Source organism: Hymenobacter segetis, assembly GCF_054776495.1.
The window spans coordinates 324,135-345,090 of sequence record NZ_BAAHBV010000001.1 but is presented as its reverse complement, the minus strand read 5'-3'; the positions used below and the strand labels follow the sequence as shown (position 1 = coordinate 345,090).

Below are 20,956 nucleotides of genomic sequence, written 5' to 3'. Positions count from 1 at the left end.
TATGACCGAGAACGTTATTGAGCTGCACGACGCCACGATAATGCAGGAGCAACAGGCCGTATTACAGGGCGTGAGTTTTGCTCTCGAAAAAGGCGAATTCTGCTACCTCGTGGGCCGCACCGGCTCGGGCAAATCATCCCTGCTGAAAACGCTGTATGCCGACCTGCCGCTGCAAAGCGGCATGGGCACGGTGGCGGGCTTTTCGCTGCCGAAACTACCCGCCAGCAAAGTGCCGTATCTGCGCCGCAAGCTGGGCATCGTGTTTCAGGATTTCCAGCTATTGAGCGACCGTACGGTGGCCGAAAACCTCATGTTCGTGCTCAACGCCACGGGCTGGAAGGGCAAGTCGCAGAAGCAGCAGCGCATCTCGGACGTGCTGGTGCGCGTGGGCCTGAGCGGCGCGGCCAACCGGATGCCGCACCGCCTCTCGGGCGGCGAGCAGCAGCGCGTAGTAATAGCCCGCGCAATGCTGAACGAGCCCGTGCTGCTCCTGGCCGATGAGCCCACCGGCAACCTCGACCCAGACGTTTCGGCTAGCATCATGCAGCTGTTCGGCGAGATTAATAATGCGGGCACGGCTATTCTGATGGCTACGCACAACTTCCAGTTAATTGAGCAATACCCGCACCGTGTGCTGACGTGCAAAGACGGCGAATTGCTGGATTCGGCCCGCCGTTTTAGCGCTTAGTTTTTAGCCACCAAGCTGAATTATTTTACCGATGGCAGCAGCCGGCTTATCCGTTTTAATTCCGGTTTTTAATCGCGCCGTCAGGGAATTAATTCATTCGCTGCTCACCCAGATTTCCGACTGGCCCGGCCCGGTAGAAATTCTGCTGCTGGATGATTTTTCCAGTGAGGAATTCCGCCGGCTTAACCGGCCATTGGGCAACCTGCCCGGCGTGAACTACCGCGAACTGCCGCAGAATGTGGGCCGCGCCGCCATCCGCAACCAGCTGGCCGCCGTCGCGCAGCACGAGTGGCTACTGCTGCTGGACAACGACAGCCTGCTGCCCGACAATCAGTTCCTGGCCCGCTACACCATTGCGCTGGGGCGCGCCGCCGTGCTTATCGGCGGCACCGGCTACGAAAGCGCGCCACCCGCCGACCCCACCTTATACCTGCGCTGGCACTACGGCCAGGCCCGCGAAGCCCGGCCCGCTGCCGTGCGCCAGGCCGCGCCCTACGGCCAGCTTACCATTAATAATGCGTTGATTCGGGCCGATATTTTCCGGCGGTTTCCGCTCGATGAGCGCCTGACCGGCTACGGCCACGAGGATACCAAATTCGGCGTGGAGTTGGCGGCGGCTCGGGTCGCCATTCTACATCTCGATAACCCCGTGCTGCACGATGGGCTGGAGCCGGCCGCCGTGTTCCTAAAAAAAAGTGAGCAGGCCGTGCGCAACTTGGCCCAGGTGTACCGCCAGGATGGTTTGGGCACCGATTCGCGCCTGCTGCAAATGGCCCTGCGCCTGCGCCGGCTGGGGCTGGCCCCGGCGGCCCGGGCCACGCTGGGCGCGGCGGTGCCGGGGTTGCGCCGCCAGCTGCTCTCGGCCGCGCCGCGCCTGCCACTTCTCGATTTGCTGAAACTCTACTGGCTGCTGCGGGAGTTGGCCTGAGTTTGGTCGGTATCTTTGGCGACCCTCTTTTTCTGGCTCTGTTTTGATTCTTCCCGCCCCGCCCTCTCCTATTCAGTTACTCGATTTGGCGACCGAACACGCGGCCCTGCAACCGGCTTTGAACGAGGCCATGCGGGAGGTGCTGGATACGGCGGCTTTCATCCAGGGGCCGGCCGTGGGCCAGTTCGCGGCCGAGCTGGGCGAGTACCTGGGTGGTGCGCACATCATCCCCTGCGCCAACGGCACCGATGCCCTCACCCTGGCCCTAATGAGCCTGGAACTGCCGGCCGGGGCCGAAATCATCATCCCCGCCTTCACCTACGTGGCCACGCTGGAAGCCGCCGCTTTACTGGGCTTGAAACCAGTGCTGGTTGATTCGCTGCCTGATACGTTCAACATTGACCCGACTGCGGTGGAAGCGGCCATTACGCCACGCACCGGCGCTATCGTGGCCGTTCATCTATTCGGCCAATGTGCTGACTTGGAGGCCTTGCGCACGATATCCACCCGCCACGGCGTGGCCCTGATTGAAGATAATGCCCAAGCCATTGGCGCAACGTTTCAGTTCCAAAACGACGAAACGGCTTTTGCCGGCGCGGTGGGTGAAATCGGTACCACGTCCTTTTTCCCCTCCAAAAACCTGGGCGGCCTGGGCGACGGCGGCGCGCTCCTCACCCGCGATGCGGCCCGCGCGGCCCTGCTCCACCAGCTCGCCAACCACGGCCAGAGCCGCAAATACCACCACCAGCACATCGGCCTCAACTCCCGCCTCGACACCCTGCAAGCTGCCCTGCTGCGGGTGAAGCTGCGGCAACTGCCCGCCAACACGGCCGCCCGCCAGGCCGTAGCCGCCCGCTACGATGCGGCGCTGGCCGCTGTGCCCGGCATCATCATCCCGACCCGCGACCAGCGCAGCAGTCACGTTTTCCATCAGTACACCATTCAGGTGGAGGAAGCTGGCCGGCGCGATGAGCTGCAATTGTTTCTCCAGAAGTGCGGGGTGCCGACCATGATTTACTACCCGCTGCCGGTGCATGCGCAGGCGGCGTATGCCTACCTAGGCTACCGGGCGGGGCAGTTTCCGGTGGCGGAGCGGCTGTGCGAGGCGGTGCTATCGCTGCCCATTCATCCGCTGCTGACGGTGGAGCAGCAGGAATACGTCATCGGGCGCGTTGGGGCTTTCTTTGGGAATTAATTCGGTTTCGTGAGCAACTCTACCCCTGAAGTTCGTTTTGCCATTTGCGGCGTGGGCCACATCGGCCGCCGCCACGCGGCGCTGGTTTCACGCCACGAGGGTGCTGCGCTGGCGGCCCTGATTGATGTGCGCGCCGCCCTCCAGCCCGACCTTGCAGCCGAGTTTCCGGACGTGCCGTTCTTCGCTTCGCTGGACGAATACCTGCAAACCGGCCCCGCCGCCGACGTGCTTACCGTGGCCACGCCCAACGGCCTGCACGCCCCGCAGGCGGTGGCCGGCCTGCGCCACGGCCTGCACGTCGTCATCGAAAAGCCCATTGCCCTGCACAAGGCCGATGCCGAAACCATCGTGCACACGGCCTTGCAAACGGGCAAGCTGGTATTTGGCGTGATGCAAAACCGGTACTCGCCCCCGGCGGCCTGGCTGAAACAGGTGTACGACGAAGGCCGCCTGGGCCAGGTGTTTCTGGTGCAGCTGAACTGCTTCTGGAACCGTGATGCGCGCTACTACAAGCCCGGTGGCTGGAAGGGCACGCAGGCGCTGGACGGCGGCACGCTGTTCACCCAATTCAGTCATTTCGTTGATTTACTGTACTGGGTGTTTGGCGATATCACCAACATTTCGGCCCGGTTCCGCGACTTCACCCACGAAGGACTGACGGATTTTGAGGACAGCGGCCTCGTCACCTTTGACCTGCTGCGCGGCGGCAGCGGCACCCTCAGCTACAGCACCGCCGTGTGGGACCGCAATCTCGAAAGCTCCCTTACCGTTGTGGCCGAGCGCGGCAGCCTGCGCATCGCGGGCCAGTACATGGACAAGGTGGAGTATTGCCACCTCGAAAACTACCAGCTGCCCACGCTGCCCCCCACCAGCCCCGCCAACGACTACGGCCCTTTCCAGGGCTCGGCCGCCAACCACGTCCAGGTCATCGAAAACGTGGTGGATACCGTGCAGCGCCGCAGCTTCGCCACCACCAATGCGCTGGAAGGCCTGAAAGTGGTGGAGATAATTGAGCGGATTTACGCGCTGCGGCCAGCCGGCCCCGGTAGTATTTCCCGCGCTCACTAAGCACTTATGCCTTCCGCCCGCTACTCCGATTATACCATCAGCCCAAGGATGCGAGCGGGCCTGCGCTGGCTACTGGCCCACAAGCCGGCAGTGGTGTTTCTGACCTTGGCGGTACTCCTGCTGCCGTATCTGGCGCTGTGCGGGTACAACCAGCCGTTTTGGGACGACTATGGCAATGCGGCCTTGGCCCGCGACCGGGGCGCGCTGCCCGCCCTGCGCCACCTCTACACCACCTGGACCGGCCGCTACACCGCCGGGCTGTGGCTCACCGCCCTCAATCCGCTCACCTATGGCTGGGAAGCGGGCGTGCGCTGGTTTGCGCTGGCGTTGTTTGGGGCCACAGCGGGGGTGCAGGCGCTGGCCTTGCGCACTCTCACGGCCGCGCGCCTGGGCTGGGGCGCGGCGCTGGCGTGGTCGGGCGCGTGGCTGCAGGGGCAGCTGTACACCATGCCCAGCGTGAATTCCGGGTTTTATTGGTTTGCCAGTACCGTCACGTATCAGGTGGCTACGCTGCTGTTTGTATTGGTGCCGGTGGCGGTGCTGCGGGCAGGGCGGGCCCCCACTGCCCTGGGACGGGCGGCGTGGTATGGTGTGGCAGGCATGGCGGCGGTGGGCGTGGCGGGCTCTAATGAGCTGGCGCTGCTGCTGCTGCTGTGGCTGCTGGCCGTGCTCACGGCCGCAACCTGGCGGCGCGGCACGACCGGCAGCCGGCGGGCCTGGCTGGCCCTCCTGCTCCTCACGGCCGGGGCCGGCGCGGTAGCCGTGCTGGCCCCCGGCAACTTCGCCCGCATGGCCTACGAGACCAAGTCCGCGTCGCCGGGCATCGTGCACGTCATCGGGCGGGCCGTGGCGGTCACGGTCATGTTCCTGACCGAGCCCCGGCAACTCACGGCGCTGGTGGTGGCCCCTCTGCTGCTGGCGCGGCTGGGCTACCGCACCCGGCACTGGCGGCCCGCCGCGCTACGCCTGCCGCTGGCCTGGAGTTTGGGGATAGTGCTGGCCGGCTTGTTTGCCGCCTTGCTGCTGCTGAGCCGGACCTGGCAGGGCTACCCGGCCGTGCGCTCGCTCAATTTCCTGTGGTTTTGGCTGCTGAGCGGCTGGCTGGTGGCCTTGTGGGCCGCGCTGCCCGACCAGCTGAGCCCGGCGCAGGCCCGGCGGCGGCACTGGCTGGCTTCGCTCCGGTTACCCGCGCTGCTGTACGTGGTGCTGCTGGCCAGCGGCGGCACCGAGCGCAACGCGTGGCGGGAGTGGCTGGAAAACGCGGCCTCCTGGAAAGCCCAAAACGAGGCCCGCGCCGCCACCATCCGGGCGGCGCGGGCCCGGGGGCAGCGCACGGTGGTGGTCGAAGGTTTCCAGAACCTGCTGCCACACCACATCCTGGTGCTGGGCGAGCCGCTGGGAACCAATCCCGCTTCCCACCTCAACCGCGCCGTGGCCGACTGGTACCAGGTGGATTCGCTGCGCGTGAGCACGCCCTACCTGGATGGCTTTGATGTGAACGTTCATTAACCCACAACAGGAGTTATAGTGCCGCAACGCAGCTTCCCTGTGAGTCCTGAAAGTGGTGAGGATAATTGAGCAGATTTACGACCTGCGGTAACTCTCTAAAATAAATATCTTATGAAATGGAAATTCGCATTTCTGTTCTCGCTTATTTCATTTATAACTTTTGACAAATGGTGGTATGCGTTGGTAGTTGATGGAACTGACGAATTTTTATACGGATTTCCATTGCCTTATACTTGCAGAGGATTCCACACTTCAATGTCTGAGCAATTTTTCTTGATTGAATTTCTAATTGACTTTGCATTATGCTTTTTATTCTGGGTGACAGTAGTTCTTGCAATCACCCGATTAAATCTGAACTGCACTGAAAGGATTCAGAAAATCGCGCTTACGGTCATTTCAATACCAACAATTATTGTGGCAGGAATATCTATGCTTTATTTACTAAACCCTGACAATTTATTTTATTTTAAAAGACCGTTTAATATAGAAATTATGGAAACGGGATATAAGTTTGTTTGGAATACGATGGCTCGTCCAGATTATTTCAAATACCATCCTGAACAGAAGCCTCGGAAGTAATTATGCTGATGGGGTTTTTCAATGCGCACTAGACTAGGCCCCCACCAAAAAGCGCCGGAACCTCCCGGTCCCGGCGCTTCTTAAGTAGCGAAAGTTTCACCATAGCTACTTCTTCGCGTCCACGAAGTTCTGGAAGGCGTAGGCCACCCCGATGGTGAGGCCCTGCGAGTACTGAATGCTGTGGTCCTGGTCGTAGTCGTAGAGGGCGATGCCGTTGAGGGCCACGTTCACGTATTTGCCCACTTTGGCCGTGAAGGCCACGTCGAGGCGGTGGTCGATTTCCTTAAAATTGAGGTGCTCGTAGTTGGCGAACAGCACGTAGCGGGCCTTGAAGTTGACGTTGGGGCTGATGTTGCGGTCGTATTCGGCCAGCACCTGCGCGGCCAATACTTCGAAGCGGGTGCTGTGGCCGGGGTTCACGCCGTAGGGCCTGTCGCCGAGGGCGGCCACGAAACGGTCGACGCGGTTGACCACCGTGAGGCGCGGGGCAAAGGGCGAAAGGCGCACGTGGAAGTAGGTGGTGGGGTGGTATTCAAAGCCATAGGCCGCCGTGATGAAGGCCGGCGCGAAGGAATCGGAGGTGAGCTGGGCGCGGGCATTGCCGGCGGCATCGGTGTCGTACTTGTAGCCGGGGGCGAACTGCGAGAGCAGGTTCAGCGACAGAAACATGTCCCAGCGCTCATTGATGGCGCGGCCGTATTTGGTGTCGAGGTAGAGGCGGTCCTGGCCCTTGCGGTAACCCAGGCCCGTGGTTTGGGAGAAGGCAAAGAGCATATCGGCCTCGTTGTCGAAGCTGTGGATGCCGCTTTTGCGGTTGGCCTTGGCGTTGAACAGGGCGTTGAATCCGACGGTGTTGGCCCCGCCGCCGCGCCAGTTGCTGCTGAGGACGGCTTCGTTGAGGCCGAGGCCGGTTTTGATGGACTTATGCCAGAGCGGGTCGGGCGTGGCCGGCGGCGCGGGGGCCGGAATGACGGCGGGCGTGGTCTGGGCCACGGCGGCGGGGGTGGCCAGGGCCAGCGCCAGGGCGGCCAGGGGCAGGAGGACAAGCTGTTTCATGGCAGGAGAAGGTTGGTTGAGTAAGTAAATAACGGCGTTTTGGCGGGTTAATAATTACTCCATTAGCAAGCTCATCATTACATAAACTCTTCTATTTACCTATATTTCTGACCTAAGAGCAGATTGCCGTTGTTCCATGACATTGGAGAGTCATTTTTTCACCCTTCAGTCGAAGCGCATGAGCCTGTACCAACTCATTTATCAAAGCCAGTCGCTGGTGCCCTTCGACACGCCGGAGCTCGTCGCCCTGCTCACGCAATGCCGCACCAACAACCTGCGCGACGGCATCACCGGCCTGCTGCTCTACACCCCCGACGGCCGGTTTCTGCAAGTGCTGGAAGGCTCGTCCGAGGCCGTGCGGCGGCTCTATTACCAACACATTGCCGTCGACCCACGCCATTTCAGCTGCCGGGTGCTCAGCGAAGGCCCCTGCCAGCACCGCGCCTTTGCCGAGTGGAGCATGGGGTTCCGCGTGGCCCAGCCGCAGCACCTGCGCACCCTGCTGGGCTACGTGGCCCCCGATTCGCCGGGCCTGCTGGTACCGCGCCCCCACACCCGCCCCGAGCTGCTGGCCCTGCTGCGCGATTTCGTGTCCCAGTGCCAGGAGGAGTCCTGGGTGGAGCACCCGCGCCTCTAGCCCGGCGGCGGGCCGGGGCCGGCATTCGCGCTCCGGCTGGGGCTGGTATCTTTACCCCGATGCCTGTTCCGCCCGCCCCCTACCCCCTTGCTGCCCCGGCCATACCGGGCACGGCCCCCATTTCCTTTCTGGCCGCCACCGCCCGCGAGCTGCTGGACCGCTACGGCTCCGGCCCCACCGATGAACTGTCCGACATCGTGGTGATAGTGCCCACGCGCCGCGCCGTGGTATATTTGAAGAATGAATTGGCGCTGGCCCTGCCCGGCGGCGAGCCGCTATGGGCACCCCGCGTGGCCGCCATGGAAGACTACATGGTGGAGCTGGCCGGCGTGCAGGTGGAGGAGCCCATTGCCCTGCAATTGCTGCTGTATGACATCCTGAAAGGCATCGACACCGGGCTTGATTTCGACAAATTCGTGGGCTGGGCCAGCATGCTGCTCAGCGACTTCTCCAACCTCGACCAGAACCTGGCCGACACCCACAAGGTCTTCGAATACCTGAGCGAAGCCAAGGCCCTGGAGCGCTGGGACCTGGCCGAGCTGCCGCCCAAAAGCCAGGCCGCCGCGCACTCCTTCAGCTTCTGGAACCAGCTGGAGCGGGTGTACCACGAGCTGCTGCGCCGCATGAAGGCCAACCACCTCGCCTACCCCGGCCTGGCCTACCGCCTGGCCGTGCAGAAGCTCGAAAAGTCCCTGAAAGACCCGGCCAAACCTGCGCCGGCCATGCACGTTTTTGTGGGTTTGGGCAATTTGTCGAAGTCGGAAGAGAAGCTGATACGCCTGCTGATGAATGCCGGCCGGGCCGAAATCCGCTTCGATGCCGACCCGTTTTATTTGGAAGCCCGCTCGCCCAACCGGGCCGGCCAGCACCTGCGCCGCTACTTCGAGCAGTGGAAACTGCCGCTGGATAATTTCGGCGGGGGTGTGGAATGGCTGCGCGGTATGCCCCACCACATCCGCTACCTCGGCGTGGCCAACCCCAGCATGCAGGGCAAGCTGGCCGGCCAGCTCCTGGCCGAAGCCCGCCAACGCTACCCCGACGCCACCGTGGCCGTGGTGCTGCCCGACGAAACCCTGCTCCTGCCCGTGCTCCACGGCCTGCCGCCCGACGAGGTGCCCGACTACAACGTGACCATGGGCCTGAGCTTCCAAGCCACGCCGCTGTTCAACCTGGTCGATTTGCTGTTTGAAGTCCACCTCACCGGCATCCGCGAAGGCAGCCAGGAAACCGGTTACGGCGTGCCGCGCTACCACCATCTGGCCGTGACCAAGCTGCTGAGCCACCCCTTCCTGCGCCGCTACCAACACTGGCAGGACCAGCAGGCCGACCAGCCCCAGTACCACGGCATTCTGGACCAGATTTGCCGCGAAATCGTGCGCCTCAACGCCGTGCTCCTGCCCGCCGAGGAGCTGCTGAAGCTCGGGGCGCACCACCCGCTCATCGAGGCCCTGTTCAAAACCTGGGACAACTGCGACGACATCATCGCCGCCTGCTACACCGTCATCGACCTGCTGCGCCAGGTCTACGCTGCCGAAGTGGCCGACACCGACCGCGAAGCCAGCCTCGGGGCCGAGTACCTGTACCTGTTCTACACCCTCGTCAAGCAGCTCGATTCGGCTTTCGACTGCCGCGAGCAGCGCCTGTCGGTGCGCTCGTTCCGCCGCTTCCTGTATGAGCAGATGGGCCGCACCCGCCTCCCCTTCTCCGGCGAGCCCCTGGCCGACGTGCAGGTAATGGGCCTGCTCGAAACCCGCGCCCTGGATTTCGACCACCTCATCATTCTCAGCTGCAACGAGGGCGTGCTGCCCGCGCCCAAGCGCCAGCAGTCGCTGTTCCCATACGACGTCCTCACGGCGGCCAACCTCCCAACTTACGCCGATGCGGAGGCCATCACGGCCTACAACTTCTGGCGCCTGCTGCAACGGGCGCAGCGCGTGGATTTGGTGCACGTCCTGCCCGGGGCCGAGGGCATGAAAAGCGGCGAGCGCAGCCGCTTCCTGCTGCAATTACAGAACGATTTATTGCCCCAAAACCCGCAGCTTACGCTGGAAGATTTGACCGTTTCGGTAGCCGGGCCGGAGGTCGAAGTCGGTGTTAATCCCTACGAAGGCGACCTGGTTCTGGAGAAAGACCCCGAAATGCTGGCCGCCCTGCGCGGCGTGCTGGAGCGCAACATCTCCCCCTCGCGCCTCAACGATTTCATGGCCTGCTCGCTACGTTTCTACTTCTCCAAAGTGGCCCGCTTCCACGAAAACGACGCCGTGGAGGAGACACTGGAAGCCAGCAGCTTTGGCACCATGATACACGAGGCGCTGGAAAACCTGATGCTGCCCTTCCATCAGGATGCCCGCCAGATTACGGCCGATGACATTCCCGAGCTCATCAAGCAAGCGCCAGCCGAAGTTCAAAAAGCCCTGCGCCAGGAAGCCACCGAAAAGCATGCCCGCGCCGACGAAGGGTTGAACCACGTCTACGGCCAGGTAGCAACCCGCCTGGTGGTGCGCCTGCTGGAAAGCATGACCGAACAGCCCGGCCTACTTCCCATCCGCCTGTTCGGGCTGGAAAAGGAGCTGGCCGCCACCGTTTTCGTGGATGTACCGGGCCAGTCGGAGCCGCTAGCCGTGCGCCTCTTCGGCTTCGCCGACCGCGTGGACGAGTTGCCCGACGGCCGCCTGCGCGTGGTAGATTACAAGTCCGGCCTCGTGAAAAAGAGCGACCTCCAGCTGCGCGGCTACCGCGACAAGCTCAGCCCCGCCGAAGCCATCGACCGCCTCCTGCACGAGCCCAGCAGCAGCGCCGACAAAGTGCGCCAGCTCTGGCTCTACCGCCTCATGCTGGCCCACACGGTGCAGCGCGAAACCGCCGAAACCGCCATCCTCTCGCTCCGCAACATCGACGAAGGCCTGCTCTCCGCCGACCTCAGCTTCCTCACCGAAGGCGGCGAAGACTTCGTAGCCGTTTCCGAGGACTTAGTGCGTAAAATTGCCCTGCGCATCCTCGACCCCGCCGAGCCCATCCGCAAAACCGACGACTTCACCAAGTGCGAATACTGCCCTTACAAAGGCATCTGCGCACGCTAACCTCCCACCCATGCAAGACCAGAAAACCAAAGACGAATTCATGCAAGCTGCCATCGACGAAGCCCGCCTGGGCCGCTCGCAGGGCGGCATTCCCATCGGCTCCGTGCTCGTGCGCGATGGCAAAATCATCGGCCAGGGCCACAACAAGCGCGTGCAGGAAGACAGCGCCATCAAACATGGCGAGATGGACTGCCTGACCAACGCCGGCCGCCAGCGCAGCTACCGCGACACCGTCATCTACACCACCCTGATGCCTTGCTACATGTGTGCCGGCACCATCGTGCAGTTCAAAATCCCCAAGGTGATGGTGGGCGAGTCGCGCACCTTCGGCGAGTCGCGGGCCTTTCTCGAAAGCCACGGCGTAGAAGTGGTCGACTGCGATTTGCAGGAGTGCGTGGATATGATGAACGAGTTCATCGAAGCCGAGCCCACGCTCTGGAACGAGGATATTATGGAGCTGTAAGGCTCCTTCAAAGCCAAACAGAGAATGGTCATGCTGAGCGCAGCCGAAGCATCTCTACCGTGTAACTATTTCTTTTAGATTGAATTAGTATTGCGGTAGAGATGCTTCGGCTACGCTCAGCATGACCGTTCTTCTTTCGTTCGGTTTCCGTTCAACGGCGCTACTTCCGCAGCACCCGCCGCGTGAAATCCGACAACACCAGCGTCCCGCTGATGCCGGCGCGCTCAGTCAGCAGCGTGTCCCAATGCTCGGTGCCCTGCCAGAAAACCTGCTTCATCGCCTGGGTAGCATCCGGCGCATAAGCCGCCATTTTAGCCGCAAAAGCAGCTACCGCAGCATCTAAGGCGGCCACATCCTCCACCACTTCGGCGTATAAACCTTTCTCCTTAGCCCAAGCGGCGGAGCGGAATTCGCCCGCATCCAGCGCCAGCTGCTGAAACGCTGACGTGCCAATCTTGCGCTCCACGGCCGGCCCCACCACAAATGGACCGATGCCCACGGCCAGCTCGCTCAGCTTCACGGCCGCGTGCTGGGTGGCGAAGCAGTAGTCCGTAGCGGCAGCCACGCCCACGCCGCCGCCCACGGCCTTGCCCTGCACCCGGCCGATAATGATTTTTGGCGCGGTGCGGCAGGCATTAATAACCCGCGCAAAGCCGGAGAAAAATTCCAGCCCCTGCTCTTTGGTTTCAATCGTCAGCAGCTCATCGAAGCTGGCCCCGGCGCAGAAGGTGCGGTCACCCTCGCTTTTCAAAACAATGACTTTCGTAGCCTCATCCTGCCCGGCGCGATTAATTGCCTGAGCCAAATCGTTCAGCACGCGGCTGGGCAGGGAATTGTGCGAAGGGTGAAAAAAGGTGATGGTGGTGATGCCAGCGGCATCGGTTTCGGCCGCAACGTGGCCGGCGGTGAGGGTGCTCATATTATTCCTGATTCTTCTTTTTTACCATCGTCAAAATCGTCGCTACGGCCACCGTTTCGCTGGTTTCGTCGGTCACTGTTACCAGCCAGCGCACGATGCCTTTGGCGATGTCATTTTCGTCGCGCTTTTCCTGGCCGACTTTCTCCTTCACCGTCAGCTTCACTCCGATGGTGGTGCCGGGGTACACCGGCTTGGTGAAGCGGCACTCATCGAGGCCGTAGTTCAGCAGCACGGGGCCTTTGCGCGGGTCCACGAACATGCCGGCGGCTTTCGACAGCACGTAGTAGCCGTGGGCCACGCGGCCGGTGAAGAGCGTGCCTTCCAGTGAAGTAGCATCGACGTGGGCGTAGAAATTATCACCCGAAATTCCGGCGAAGGCGCTGATATCGGCCTCCGTCACGGTGTGTTTATGGGTGGTGTAGGTTTCCCCGATTTCCAGTTCCTCGAAGTATTTCTGGAACGGATGCTTGTCGTATTCCACCTGCTTCGCGCCGGTCTGGTACACCTCCGTGATGGCCGTAATCATGCTCGGCGAACCTTGCAAAGCCACGCGCTGCATGAAGTGTTCCACGCCTCGGATGCCGCCCATTTCCTGCCCGCCGCCGGCCCGGCCCGGTCCGCCGTGGATGAGCTGCGGCAGCGGCGAGCCGTGGCCGGTGCTTTCCTTCGCCATCTCGTTATTCAGCACCAAGATGCGGCCGTGGTGTGTAGCAGCGCCCAGCACGAACTCCTGCGCCGTGCGCGGGTCATTCGTCGCCAGCGAGCACACCAGCGAGCCTTTGCCCATGTTGGCCAGCGTCACGGCCTCGGCCACGTCGTGGTAGGGCATCAGCGTGACAACCGGGCCGAAGGCTTCGATTTCGTGGCTGTCGAGGTACTTGAATGGCTCCTTATTCAGCAGCACGATGGGTGAGGTGAACGCGCCTTTGGTATAATCAGCGCCGCGTTCCTTGCCCAGCAATTCCACGTTATCGAGGTTGCCGTACACGATGGGCGTGTTTTGGGCCAGGTGCCGCACCCGCTCGCGGAATATGTCGGCCTGGGCCCGGCCGGCCAGTGCGCCCATCCGCACGCCCTCGGCCTGCGGGTGGCCTACTGTCGTCTGCCCCAACAGCTTGCCCAAGGCAATTTGCACATCCTCCAGCAGGTTTTCGGGCACGATGGCGCGGCGGATGGCGGTGCATTTCTGCCCGCACTTGGCCGTCATCTCCTTGCGGATTTCCTTCACGAACAAGTCAAATTCCGGCGTGCCGGGTTTCGCATCGGGTCCCAGCACGGCGGCGTTCAGCGAGTCGGCCTCCATCGTGAATGGCACGGCTTCCTCGATGATGCGCGGATGGGCCCGCAGCTTGCGACCCGTTGCGGCCGAGCCAGTGAATGTCACCACATCCTGATACGTAACGTGGTCGAGCAGGCCCTGGCCCGAACCCACCACTAACTGCAATGCACCCTCGGGAAGAATGCCGGAGGCGATGATTTCGCGCACCACAGCCTCCGTGAGGTAGGCCGAAGGCACGGCGGGCTTCACCACGGCGGGCATGCCGGCCAGCAGGTTCACCGCAATTTTCTCCAGCATGCCCCAGATGGGGAAGTTATAGGCGTTGATGTGCACGGCTACGCCCTCGCGGGGCACCAGCAGATGTTGGGCCATGAAAGTGCCGCCCTTGCTCAGACCAACTGGCTCGCCTTCTACATAGAAAGGCTTGTCGGGAAACTTGCGCCGCAGCGAGGCATTAGCAAACAGATTGCCGATACCACCCTCAATGTCAATCCAAGAATCGGCCCGCGTTGCGCCCGAGCGGTAGCTCAGCTCGTAAAAAATCTCCTTCTTTTCCTGCAAGTGAAAAGCCAGTGCCTTCAGCATCCGGCCCCGCTCGTGGAAAGTCATTTTACGCAGCTTGGGGTTGCCCACGCGACGGCCGTAGTCCAGAATTTTCTCGAAGTCGAAGCCTTCCGTATTGGCCAGGGCGATGACTTCGCCGGTGCTGGCATCGAGCAGCTCCTGGGGCGAATTGCCGCCGGTGGTCCAGCGGCCGAGGGTGTAGTTTTCGAGGGTGGGAGTCATAGCAGGTAGCGCGTGCTTTAGCTTGCGCCGGTAAAGAGTTTAAGATGAACAAGCTAAAGCATGTTCTACAGAAATAACTGCCCTTCGCGCACCTTGCGGCGTAGCAGCGGGCTGGCGCGGTACCGGTCTTCGTGGTACTCGGCGTAGAGGTCGTCGAGGGTGGCCAGCACGGTGGCAGGGCCCAGCTCGTCGGCCCAGGCCAGCAGGCCTTTTGGGTAGTTTACGCCCTTGGTCATGGCCAACTCCAGGTCGGCGGCCGAGGCCACGTTCAGGGCCAGCGCGTCCACGGCTTCGTTGATGAGCATGGCCACAATGCGGCTCACTATCTGGCGGCCCAAAGTTTTGTCGCGGGTGGGCTCAGGTTGCGCGGCATCAGCAGCGTAACTGTAGAAGCCGCGGCCCGATTTCCGACCATAATACCCTGCCTCAAAAAGCCGCTTTTGCGAGAATGAAGGCTTGAAGCGCGGGTCGTAGAAAAAGGCGGTAAACACGGATTCCGTCACGCGGTAGTTCACGTCGTGGCCGATGAAATCCATCAGCGCAAACGGGCCCATGCGGAAGCCACCCAGCTCGGTCATGGCCCAGTCGATGGTCGCCATGTCGGCAATGCCTTCCTCCATGATGCGGATGGCCTCGCCATAAAACGGCCGCGCCACCCGGTTCACGATGAAGCCCGGCGTGTCCTGCGTCAGCACCGGCAGCTTGTTCCAGCTAGCTACCAGTCCTTTGATTTCTTCGGCCAAACCCGCCCGCGTCTGCACGGCCGGAATCACCTCCACCAGTTGCATAATCGGGGCCGGGTTGAAAAAATGGATGCCCACAAACCGCTCCGGCCGCTGGCAGGCCGCCGCAATCGAAGTCAGCGACAGCGACGACGTATTGCTGGCCAGCACACAATCAGTCGAAACCACGCCTTCGAGCTTGCGGAAAAGCTGCTGCTTTACTCCCAAATCCTCCACAATGGCTTCGATAACGAGGTCGCAATCTGCGAAATCCTGCATGTCGGAGGTGGCGTGAAGGCGACCGCCGGCCGCTTCCGCCGCCTCGCTGGTCAGCTTGCCTTTCGCGGCCAGCTTATTCAGATTATCCTGAATGCCGGAAACGGCCCGCTCAAGCGCGCCAGAGTGCTGGTCGAGCAAACGCACGGTATGCCCAGCCGTGGCCACTACCTGGGCAATGCCCGCGCCCATGGCCCCGCAACCGATAATGCCGACAGTTTTCATTGGCCAGTGAACGTGGGTTGGCGTTTTCCGAGGAAGGCGGCGACGCCTTCGCGGTAGTCGGTGGTGTTGCCGGCGCGGAGCTGGTAGTCACCCTCGGCGCGCAGCTGCTGGGCCACATCGTTGGCAAACGTGCTGTTCAATAGCTGCTTGGTATAAGCCAAGCCCTTGGTGGGCATGGCGGCCAGTTTGCGCACCAGTGCCGCCACGTCCTGGTCGAAGGTTTCGTCGGCGAAGGCTTTGTAAATCATACCCATCTGCACGGCTTCGGCGGCGCTCACTTTGTCGCCGGTCATCATCAGCGCACTAGCCCGCTGCATGCCAATGAGGCGCGGCAGGAAATACGTCCCGCCGCTGTCTGGAATCAACCCAATCTTGCTGAACGCCTGAATGAACGAAGCTGATTCTTTGGCTACTACAATGTCGCAAGCTAGGGCAATGTTGGCACCCGCGCCGGCCGCCACGCCGTTCACGGCCGCCACCACCGGCTTGTCCAACTCCCGAATCAACAGGATAATCGGGTTATAATGCTTCTCCACGATTTCCGCCACTTCCGGGCTATCCGGCCCGGTGATTTCGGCCAAATCCTGCCCCGCGCAAAAAGCCCGTCCGGTGCCCGTGATGAGCACGGCCCGCACGGAAGCATCAGCCTGGCAGTCGCGCAAATGCTGCTGAAACGCCAACGCCAGTGGCTTATTCACGCTATTAAACACCTCGGGCCGGTTGAGGCGGATGGTGGCAACGCCGTTTTCCAGCGAAAAAATCAGGGGGTCGTTTTCGGGCATAAGGAGGAGGGTGGAAATTGAACGATGTAGAGACGCGACCCTTCGCGTCTCCTCGTTGCTGATGTTGTTAGGGCTGCGCAGTTCTGCACGGTTCCAGTCGTTCAACGCCGAGACGCGAAGGGTCGCGTCTCTACATTTTCGAATATCAAATCAGCTGTGGCATTTGAAGTAGTCGAACGGCTCGCGGCAGTCATCGCACTGGTACAGCGCCTTGCACGCCGTGGAGCCAAACTGGCTGACCAGATGCGTGTGCTCCGACTTGCACAGCGGGCAGCGCACCGCCGTTTCTTTCCCGAACAGGTTGAGAACATGGCCGCTGGCCGTGCCATCAATTGGTGGAGCAATGCCGTAGGCTTCCAGCTTCTCGCGGCCGGCTTTCGTCATCCAATCAGTAGTCCAGGCCGGGCTTAGTTGATTGTTGATTGTCAGCTTGGTATAGCCCTCCGCCAGCAGCCGCAGCCGGATGTCGGTGGCGATGGTATTCATGGCCGGGCAGCCCGAGTAGGTGGGCGTAATGGTCACGGTAATCTGCTCGCCCTCCACGCGCACGGCCCTCACGATGCCCAGGTCCAGGATGCTGAGCACCGGGACTTCGGGGTCGGTCACTTCTTCCAGCAGCTGCCAGATGTGGGCTTCGGTGGGGGGCGCGGGCACTACCATGTCAGGCCGGGAAAGGTGCGCTGCATGTATTGCAGCTCGGTCAGGATGTAGCCCAGGTGCTCGGTGTGACGGCCGTCCTTGCCGCCCGTCAGCATGAACACCTGCTGCGGCAGAGCCAGCGTAGCTTCGGTCAGCACACGCTCGGCATGGGCTACCATGTTGGCCTGAATATCAGCATAATCCGGAATAAGACCCGCCGTTTGCAGCGAATTTTCCAGTGTCGTTGGCGTAGTCAGTTCGCCCGAAAAACGCCACAGCTCCGCAATGGATTTCTCCACGCGGCGGCGGCTTTCCTCCGTGCCGTCGCCCAGCCGGATTATCCATTCCGAGCTCCACTTCAAATGGTAAGTGGCTTCCTTCAAAGACTTTTCGGCAATGGCCGCCAGCCGCTCGTCGGCATTGGTCAGCAGTTGCTTCAGAAAATGATAGTGGAAATTATCGAACAGAAACTGCCGCACCACAGTATCGGCAAAGTCGCCGTTGGGCTGCTCTACCAGCAGCGGGTTGCGGTATTCAGTGGCGCTGCGCAGGTAGGCCAGGTCGTCTTCGGTGCGCCCCTGCCCTTCCAGTTCGGCAGCGTACTGGTAAAGGCTGCGGGTTTCACCCAGCAAGTCCAGCGCGATGTTGGCCATGGCCAAATCCTGCTCCAGAATAGGCCCATGCCCGCACCACTCGCTCAGCCGGTGGCCCAGAACCAGACTGGTATCGGCCAACTGCAGCACAAACTGAAACAACTGCTGCCGCACCGCTGGCGTGTACGTGGCCAGGGCCGGGTTTTCCGAAGAAGCAAATTGCATATCACCCTGCATTACATGTGTTTAATTGAATTCGGCACCTGATAAAAGGTCGGATGACGGTACACTTTGTCGTTGGCCGGGTCGAAAAAAGCCTCCGCATCATCGGGGTTGGAAGCGTGGACGTGCTTCGACTCCACCACCCAGATGCTGATGCCTTCCTGCCGGCGCGTATACACGTCGCGGGCATTTTGGATAGCCATTTGGGCGTCGGCCGCGTGCAGGCTACCTACGTGCTTGTGGTCAAGCCCCTGCTTGCTGCGGATAAAAACCTCCCACAGAGGCCATTCGGATTGGTTCATGTTACCTGTATTTGTATCAGAACGTCATGCAGTGCGCAGCGAAGCATCTTGCCCGCAGTCACTAATCCTTCCGATTGGATTGCACTGCGCGGTAAAGATGCTTCGCTGTGCTCTGCATGACGGTCTAAATAATTGTTGCTTGAAATACTACGCCGCTACCGCCTCACGCTCAGCGCGCTTGGCCGCATGCGCCATCGCCGCCTCCCGTACCCAGGCACCTTCCTCATGCGCCTTCACGCGCGCGCCGAGACGGTCACGGTTGCACAAGCCATTGCCCTTCACCACGGCCCAGAACTCGTCCCAGTTCACCTCGCCGAAGTCGTAGGCCTGGCGGGCTTCGTTCCATTTCACCTTTTCATCCGGCACGGTCAGGCCAAGGAATTCGGCCTGGGGCACCATCATGTCCACGAATTTCTGGCGCAGTTCATCGTTGGTGAAGCGCTTAATGCGCCAGTTCATGCTCTGCGCCGTGTTGGGCGAGTCCTCGTCTTTGGGGCCGAACATCATCAGCGTGGGCCACCACCAGCGGTTCAGGGCTTCCTGAGCCATGGCTTTTTGCTCGGGCGCTCCTTCACACAGCGTCTGCATTATCTCAAATCCCTGGCGCTGGTGGAAGCTCTCTTCCTTGCACACGCGCACCATGGCGCGGGCATACGGGCCATACGAGGTGCGGCACAGCGGCACCTGGTTCAGGATGGCCGCGCCATCCACCAGCCAGCCCACGCAGCCCATGTCGGCCCAGCTCAGCGTTGGGTAGTTGAAGATGCTGGAATACTTGGCCTTACCCGAATGTAGGTCGGCCAGCATCTGGTCGCGGGTAGTGCCCAGCGTTTCGGCGGCGCTGTAGAGGTAGAGGCCGTGGCCCGCCTCATCCTGCACCTTGGAAAGCAGAATGGACTTGCGCTTGAGCGAAGGAGCCCGCGTAATCCAGTTGCCCTCCGGCAGCATTCCAACCAGCTCCGAATGAGCATGTTGCGAAATCTGCCGAATCAGCGTTTTGCGGTAGGCATCGGGCATCCAGTCCTTGGGCTCGATACGCACATCGGCATCAATGCGGGCCTGAAACTGCTCTTCCTGGGTCATTTCTAACGTTTCCATGCGCTTTCAACAAAGCTTAACTAACAATCGTTAGTTAAAAGTAAGAAATATTATCGGCTGCTATTGGTCAAAATCCACGGCCACCGTTTCGGTTATGGGGCGGGCTTGGCAAGTCAGCACATAGCCTTTCGCCACTTCGGTATCCGACAGCGAGTAGTTTACGTCCATTTCTACCTGCCCGGCCGTCACGCGGGCCCGGCAGGTGCTGCACATGCCGTTTTTGCAGGAATACGGCGCATCCACGCCCGTTTCCAGCAGCGCATCCAGGATGGTATTGCCGTAATATGACATCTCCAGCACGCGGGTGTTGCCGTCGAGCTGGACCGTCACGCGGCTGTGTTTGTCGTCCTCGCCCACGGGCGTCAGCTTGGCTTTGGCCGCGCCGCCCACCCCGGCATTGGCCGAGCCAAACATCTCAAAATGAATCTTCTCCGGCGACACCCCGGCATCGGTTAGCGCGGCACGCACACCATTTATCATGTCCTCCGGCCCGCAGATGAAGCACTCATCGACCTGACTGGCCGGCACAATCTTCGCCAGAAACTCGGCGGCCTTCGCCCGGTCGATGCGCCCGAACAGCAGGTCCGATTCTCCCCGCTCGCGGCTCAGCACATGGTACACACTCAGCCGGTTGAGAAAGCGGTTTTTCAGGCCTTCGATGCCTTCCTTGAAGATGATGGAATTGCGCCCCCGGTTGCCATATATTAGCGTAACCTGGCTGCCCGGCTCGGTCAGCAGCACGGTTTTGATGATGCTGAATACCGGCGTAATACCGCTGCCGGCCGCGAAAAACAGGTAATGCTTCGCATGCTCCGGGTGCAGCGGCGTGTGGAAGTGCCCAGCGGGCGGCATCACGTCCAACTCCTCGCCCACGCGCAAAGCATCCACGGCCAGCGACGAAAACCGCCCTTCCGGCACCTTCTTAATAGCTACCTGCCACTCGCCTTCCAGCGGGCTGCTACAAATGGAATACGACCGCCGCAGTTCCTCACCGTTGTGCTCGCGCCGAAACGTCAGGTACTGGCCCTGCGTGAACGCAAACGTCTCGCGCAGCTCCGCCGGCACGTCCAGCGATACCACGACGCTGTCGGGGGTTTCCCGTTGAATGCGCTTGATTTTGACTTTATGGAAACGACTCATTACTAGTTTTTTGCCAAACCATTCAGCAGAATGGCCATGATATCCTCCTCCAGCTCCTGCGCCGTGACGCCCCGGCCCGGCCGGTACCACAGCTCCACCCACCGCACCGCCGACAGAATGGTGAACAGCGCCACCGAGGCATTCACAGGCCGAAACTCGCCGGCCGCGATGCCGTTTTCAATCAGCGCCGCAAAACCCTTCTCATACTGCTTACGGGCGGCCTTGAACTGCTCCAGCTTGCTATCCGTCAGGTATTTCCAGTCATTATTGGCCACCGATACGGCCGCGCCGTCTTCCAGCATCAGGTTGATGTGCCAGCGCAGCAGCTCCTTCAGCTTATCGCCGTTCGAGCCAGGCATCTGCTCCACCTCAGCCAGTTGCGCGATGTAGGTATTGGAAACGTGAAAGCAGAGGTGCTCCAGAATCTCATCCTTCGACTTGATATGGTTGTACATGCTGGCGGCTTCCATGCCCACCTCGCCCGCTAGGTCGCGCATCGACGTACCGCCGAAACCTTTCAGCTTGAACAGCTTAGCTGCTTCATCCAGAATAATCTGGCGTTTGTTCAGTTTCTTATTCATGCGTTGAGCCGGCAGGTGCCACTGATGCCCACGAACATGACAGCTCCGCTGCGATGCAGCATGAAGTGCTCAATATCAGAATTGAGAAGCATGAGACGTATCAAGGAGAAGGTGGGAATTGGGTAACTCAAAGGTACAGCAGCCTATCAAACTAACAAATGTTCGTTGTTGATTAGAACCCATTCTGCC

At 61.2% G+C, this 20,956-nt stretch carries 20 protein-coding genes; 9 read left to right on the top strand and 11 right to left on the bottom strand.

Translation table 11 applies throughout. The features are described 5' to 3' along the window. Position 1: 1 nt before the first annotated feature. From ACYU70_RS01510 to ACYU70_RS01485, 6 genes are all read left to right on the top strand, one after another. Positions 2 to 688: a cell division ATP-binding protein FtsE gene (locus tag ACYU70_RS01510; RefSeq protein ID WP_342295797.1), complete on the top strand. Its 687-nt coding sequence runs from the start codon at positions 2 to 4 to the stop codon at positions 686 to 688. Positions 689 to 719: 31 nt separating this feature from the next. Beyond that, on the top strand, positions 720 to 1,616 hold the full coding sequence (locus ACYU70_RS01505) for a glycosyltransferase (protein ID WP_342295796.1): 897 nt from the start codon (positions 720 to 722) through the stop codon (positions 1,614 to 1,616). 85 nt (positions 1,617 to 1,701) lie between these two features. Continuing rightward, a complete protein-coding gene (locus tag ACYU70_RS01500) occupies positions 1,702 to 2,811 on the top strand; it encodes a DegT/DnrJ/EryC1/StrS family aminotransferase (protein WP_342295794.1) in 1,110 nt (369 codons plus the stop codon). Positions 2,812 to 2,820: 9 nt separating this feature from the next. Beyond that, positions 2,821 to 3,879 carry a Gfo/Idh/MocA family protein gene (locus ACYU70_RS01495; RefSeq protein WP_342295792.1) on the top strand — a complete coding sequence of 353 codons (1,059 nt, stop codon included), beginning with the start codon at positions 2,821 to 2,823 and terminating at the stop codon, positions 3,877 to 3,879. A 6-nt stretch (positions 3,880 to 3,885) separates the two neighbouring features. Then, positions 3,886 to 5,388: a DUF6056 family protein gene (locus tag ACYU70_RS01490; protein ID WP_342295790.1), complete on the top strand. Its 1,503-nt coding sequence runs from the start codon at positions 3,886 to 3,888 to the stop codon at positions 5,386 to 5,388. A gap of 111 nt (positions 5,389 to 5,499) precedes the next feature. Then, complete coding sequence (locus ACYU70_RS01485) at positions 5,500 to 5,967, top strand: hypothetical protein (RefSeq protein WP_342295788.1); 468 nt, start codon at positions 5,500 to 5,502, stop codon at positions 5,965 to 5,967. A 105-nt stretch (positions 5,968 to 6,072) separates the two neighbouring features. Here ACYU70_RS01485 and ACYU70_RS01480 read toward each other — a convergent pair whose 3' ends face one another. Further along, on the bottom strand, positions 6,073 to 7,023 hold the full coding sequence (locus ACYU70_RS01480) for a DUF3078 domain-containing protein (protein ID WP_342295786.1): 951 nt from the start codon (positions 7,021 to 7,023) through the stop codon (positions 6,073 to 6,075). 178 nt (positions 7,024 to 7,201) lie between these two features. Between ACYU70_RS01480 and ACYU70_RS01475 the strand changes: the two genes are divergently transcribed. The 3 genes from ACYU70_RS01475 to ACYU70_RS01465 are packed head-to-tail and all read left to right on the top strand — an operon-like array spanning position 7,202 to position 11,203. Then, entirely contained in the window at positions 7,202 to 7,660 is a 459-nt protein-coding gene (locus ACYU70_RS01475; RefSeq protein ID WP_342295785.1) for a BLUF domain-containing protein, read from the top strand. A 59-nt stretch (positions 7,661 to 7,719) separates the two neighbouring features. Beyond that, entirely contained in the window at positions 7,720 to 10,740 is a 3,021-nt protein-coding gene (locus ACYU70_RS01470; RefSeq protein ID WP_342295783.1) for a PD-(D/E)XK nuclease family protein, read from the top strand. Positions 10,741 to 10,750: 10 nt separating this feature from the next. Beyond that, complete coding sequence (locus tag ACYU70_RS01465) at positions 10,751 to 11,203, top strand: nucleoside deaminase (RefSeq protein WP_342295781.1); 453 nt, start codon at positions 10,751 to 10,753, stop codon at positions 11,201 to 11,203. A 160-nt stretch (positions 11,204 to 11,363) separates the two neighbouring features. Here the strand turns inward: ACYU70_RS01465 and ACYU70_RS01460 are convergent, their stop codons facing one another. The 10 genes from ACYU70_RS01460 to ACYU70_RS01415 all read right to left on the bottom strand — a co-directional run bounded on the left by ACYU70_RS01460 (position 11,364) and on the right by ACYU70_RS01415 (position 20,767). Further along, entirely contained in the window at positions 11,364 to 12,122 is a 759-nt protein-coding gene (locus ACYU70_RS01460) for an enoyl-CoA hydratase/isomerase family protein (protein WP_342295779.1), read from the bottom strand. Between the two features lies 1 nt (position 12,123). Further along, positions 12,124 to 14,187: a phenylacetic acid degradation bifunctional protein PaaZ gene (paaZ, locus tag ACYU70_RS01455; RefSeq protein WP_342295777.1), complete on the bottom strand. Its 2,064-nt coding sequence runs from the start codon at positions 14,185 to 14,187 to the stop codon at positions 12,124 to 12,126. 65 nt (positions 14,188 to 14,252) lie between these two features. Continuing rightward, the gene (locus ACYU70_RS01450) at positions 14,253 to 15,410 is read right to left on the bottom strand and encodes a 3-hydroxyacyl-CoA dehydrogenase NAD-binding domain-containing protein (RefSeq protein WP_342295775.1); all 1,158 of its coding nucleotides are present in this window, start codon (positions 15,408 to 15,410) and stop codon (positions 14,253 to 14,255) included. Further along, positions 15,407 to 16,192 (bottom strand): enoyl-CoA hydratase-related protein, encoded by a 786-nt coding sequence (locus ACYU70_RS01445; RefSeq protein WP_342295774.1) that lies wholly within the window; start codon positions 16,190 to 16,192, stop codon positions 15,407 to 15,409. Before ACYU70_RS01445 ends, ACYU70_RS01450 begins: the two co-directional genes overlap by 4 nt. A gap of 150 nt (positions 16,193 to 16,342) precedes the next feature. Next, positions 16,343 to 16,852, bottom strand: coding sequence for a 1,2-phenylacetyl-CoA epoxidase subunit PaaD (paaD, locus tag ACYU70_RS01440; RefSeq protein WP_342295772.1), 510 nt, complete (start codon positions 16,850 to 16,852; stop codon positions 16,343 to 16,345). Beyond that, the gene (gene paaC / locus ACYU70_RS01435) at positions 16,846 to 17,649 is read right to left on the bottom strand and encodes a 1,2-phenylacetyl-CoA epoxidase subunit PaaC (RefSeq protein ID WP_342295770.1); all 804 of its coding nucleotides are present in this window, start codon (positions 17,647 to 17,649) and stop codon (positions 16,846 to 16,848) included. The genes paaD and paaC overlap by 7 nt, the downstream gene beginning before the upstream one ends. An 11-nt stretch (positions 17,650 to 17,660) precedes the next feature. Then, the gene (gene paaB, locus ACYU70_RS01430) at positions 17,661 to 17,948 is read right to left on the bottom strand and encodes a 1,2-phenylacetyl-CoA epoxidase subunit PaaB (protein WP_342295768.1); all 288 of its coding nucleotides are present in this window, start codon (positions 17,946 to 17,948) and stop codon (positions 17,661 to 17,663) included. 147 nt (positions 17,949 to 18,095) lie between these two features. Then, complete coding sequence (gene paaA / locus ACYU70_RS01425) at positions 18,096 to 19,046, bottom strand: 1,2-phenylacetyl-CoA epoxidase subunit PaaA (protein WP_342295767.1); 951 nt, start codon at positions 19,044 to 19,046, stop codon at positions 18,096 to 18,098. 60 nt (positions 19,047 to 19,106) lie between these two features. Beyond that, positions 19,107 to 20,186 carry a 1,2-phenylacetyl-CoA epoxidase subunit PaaE gene (gene paaE / locus ACYU70_RS01420; RefSeq protein ID WP_342295766.1) on the bottom strand — a complete coding sequence of 360 codons (1,080 nt, stop codon included), beginning with the start codon at positions 20,184 to 20,186 and terminating at the stop codon, positions 19,107 to 19,109. 2 nt (positions 20,187 to 20,188) lie between these two features. Beyond that, positions 20,189 to 20,767: a TetR/AcrR family transcriptional regulator gene (locus ACYU70_RS01415; RefSeq protein WP_342295764.1), complete on the bottom strand. Its 579-nt coding sequence runs from the start codon at positions 20,765 to 20,767 to the stop codon at positions 20,189 to 20,191. Positions 20,768 to 20,956: the final 189 nt, after the last annotated feature.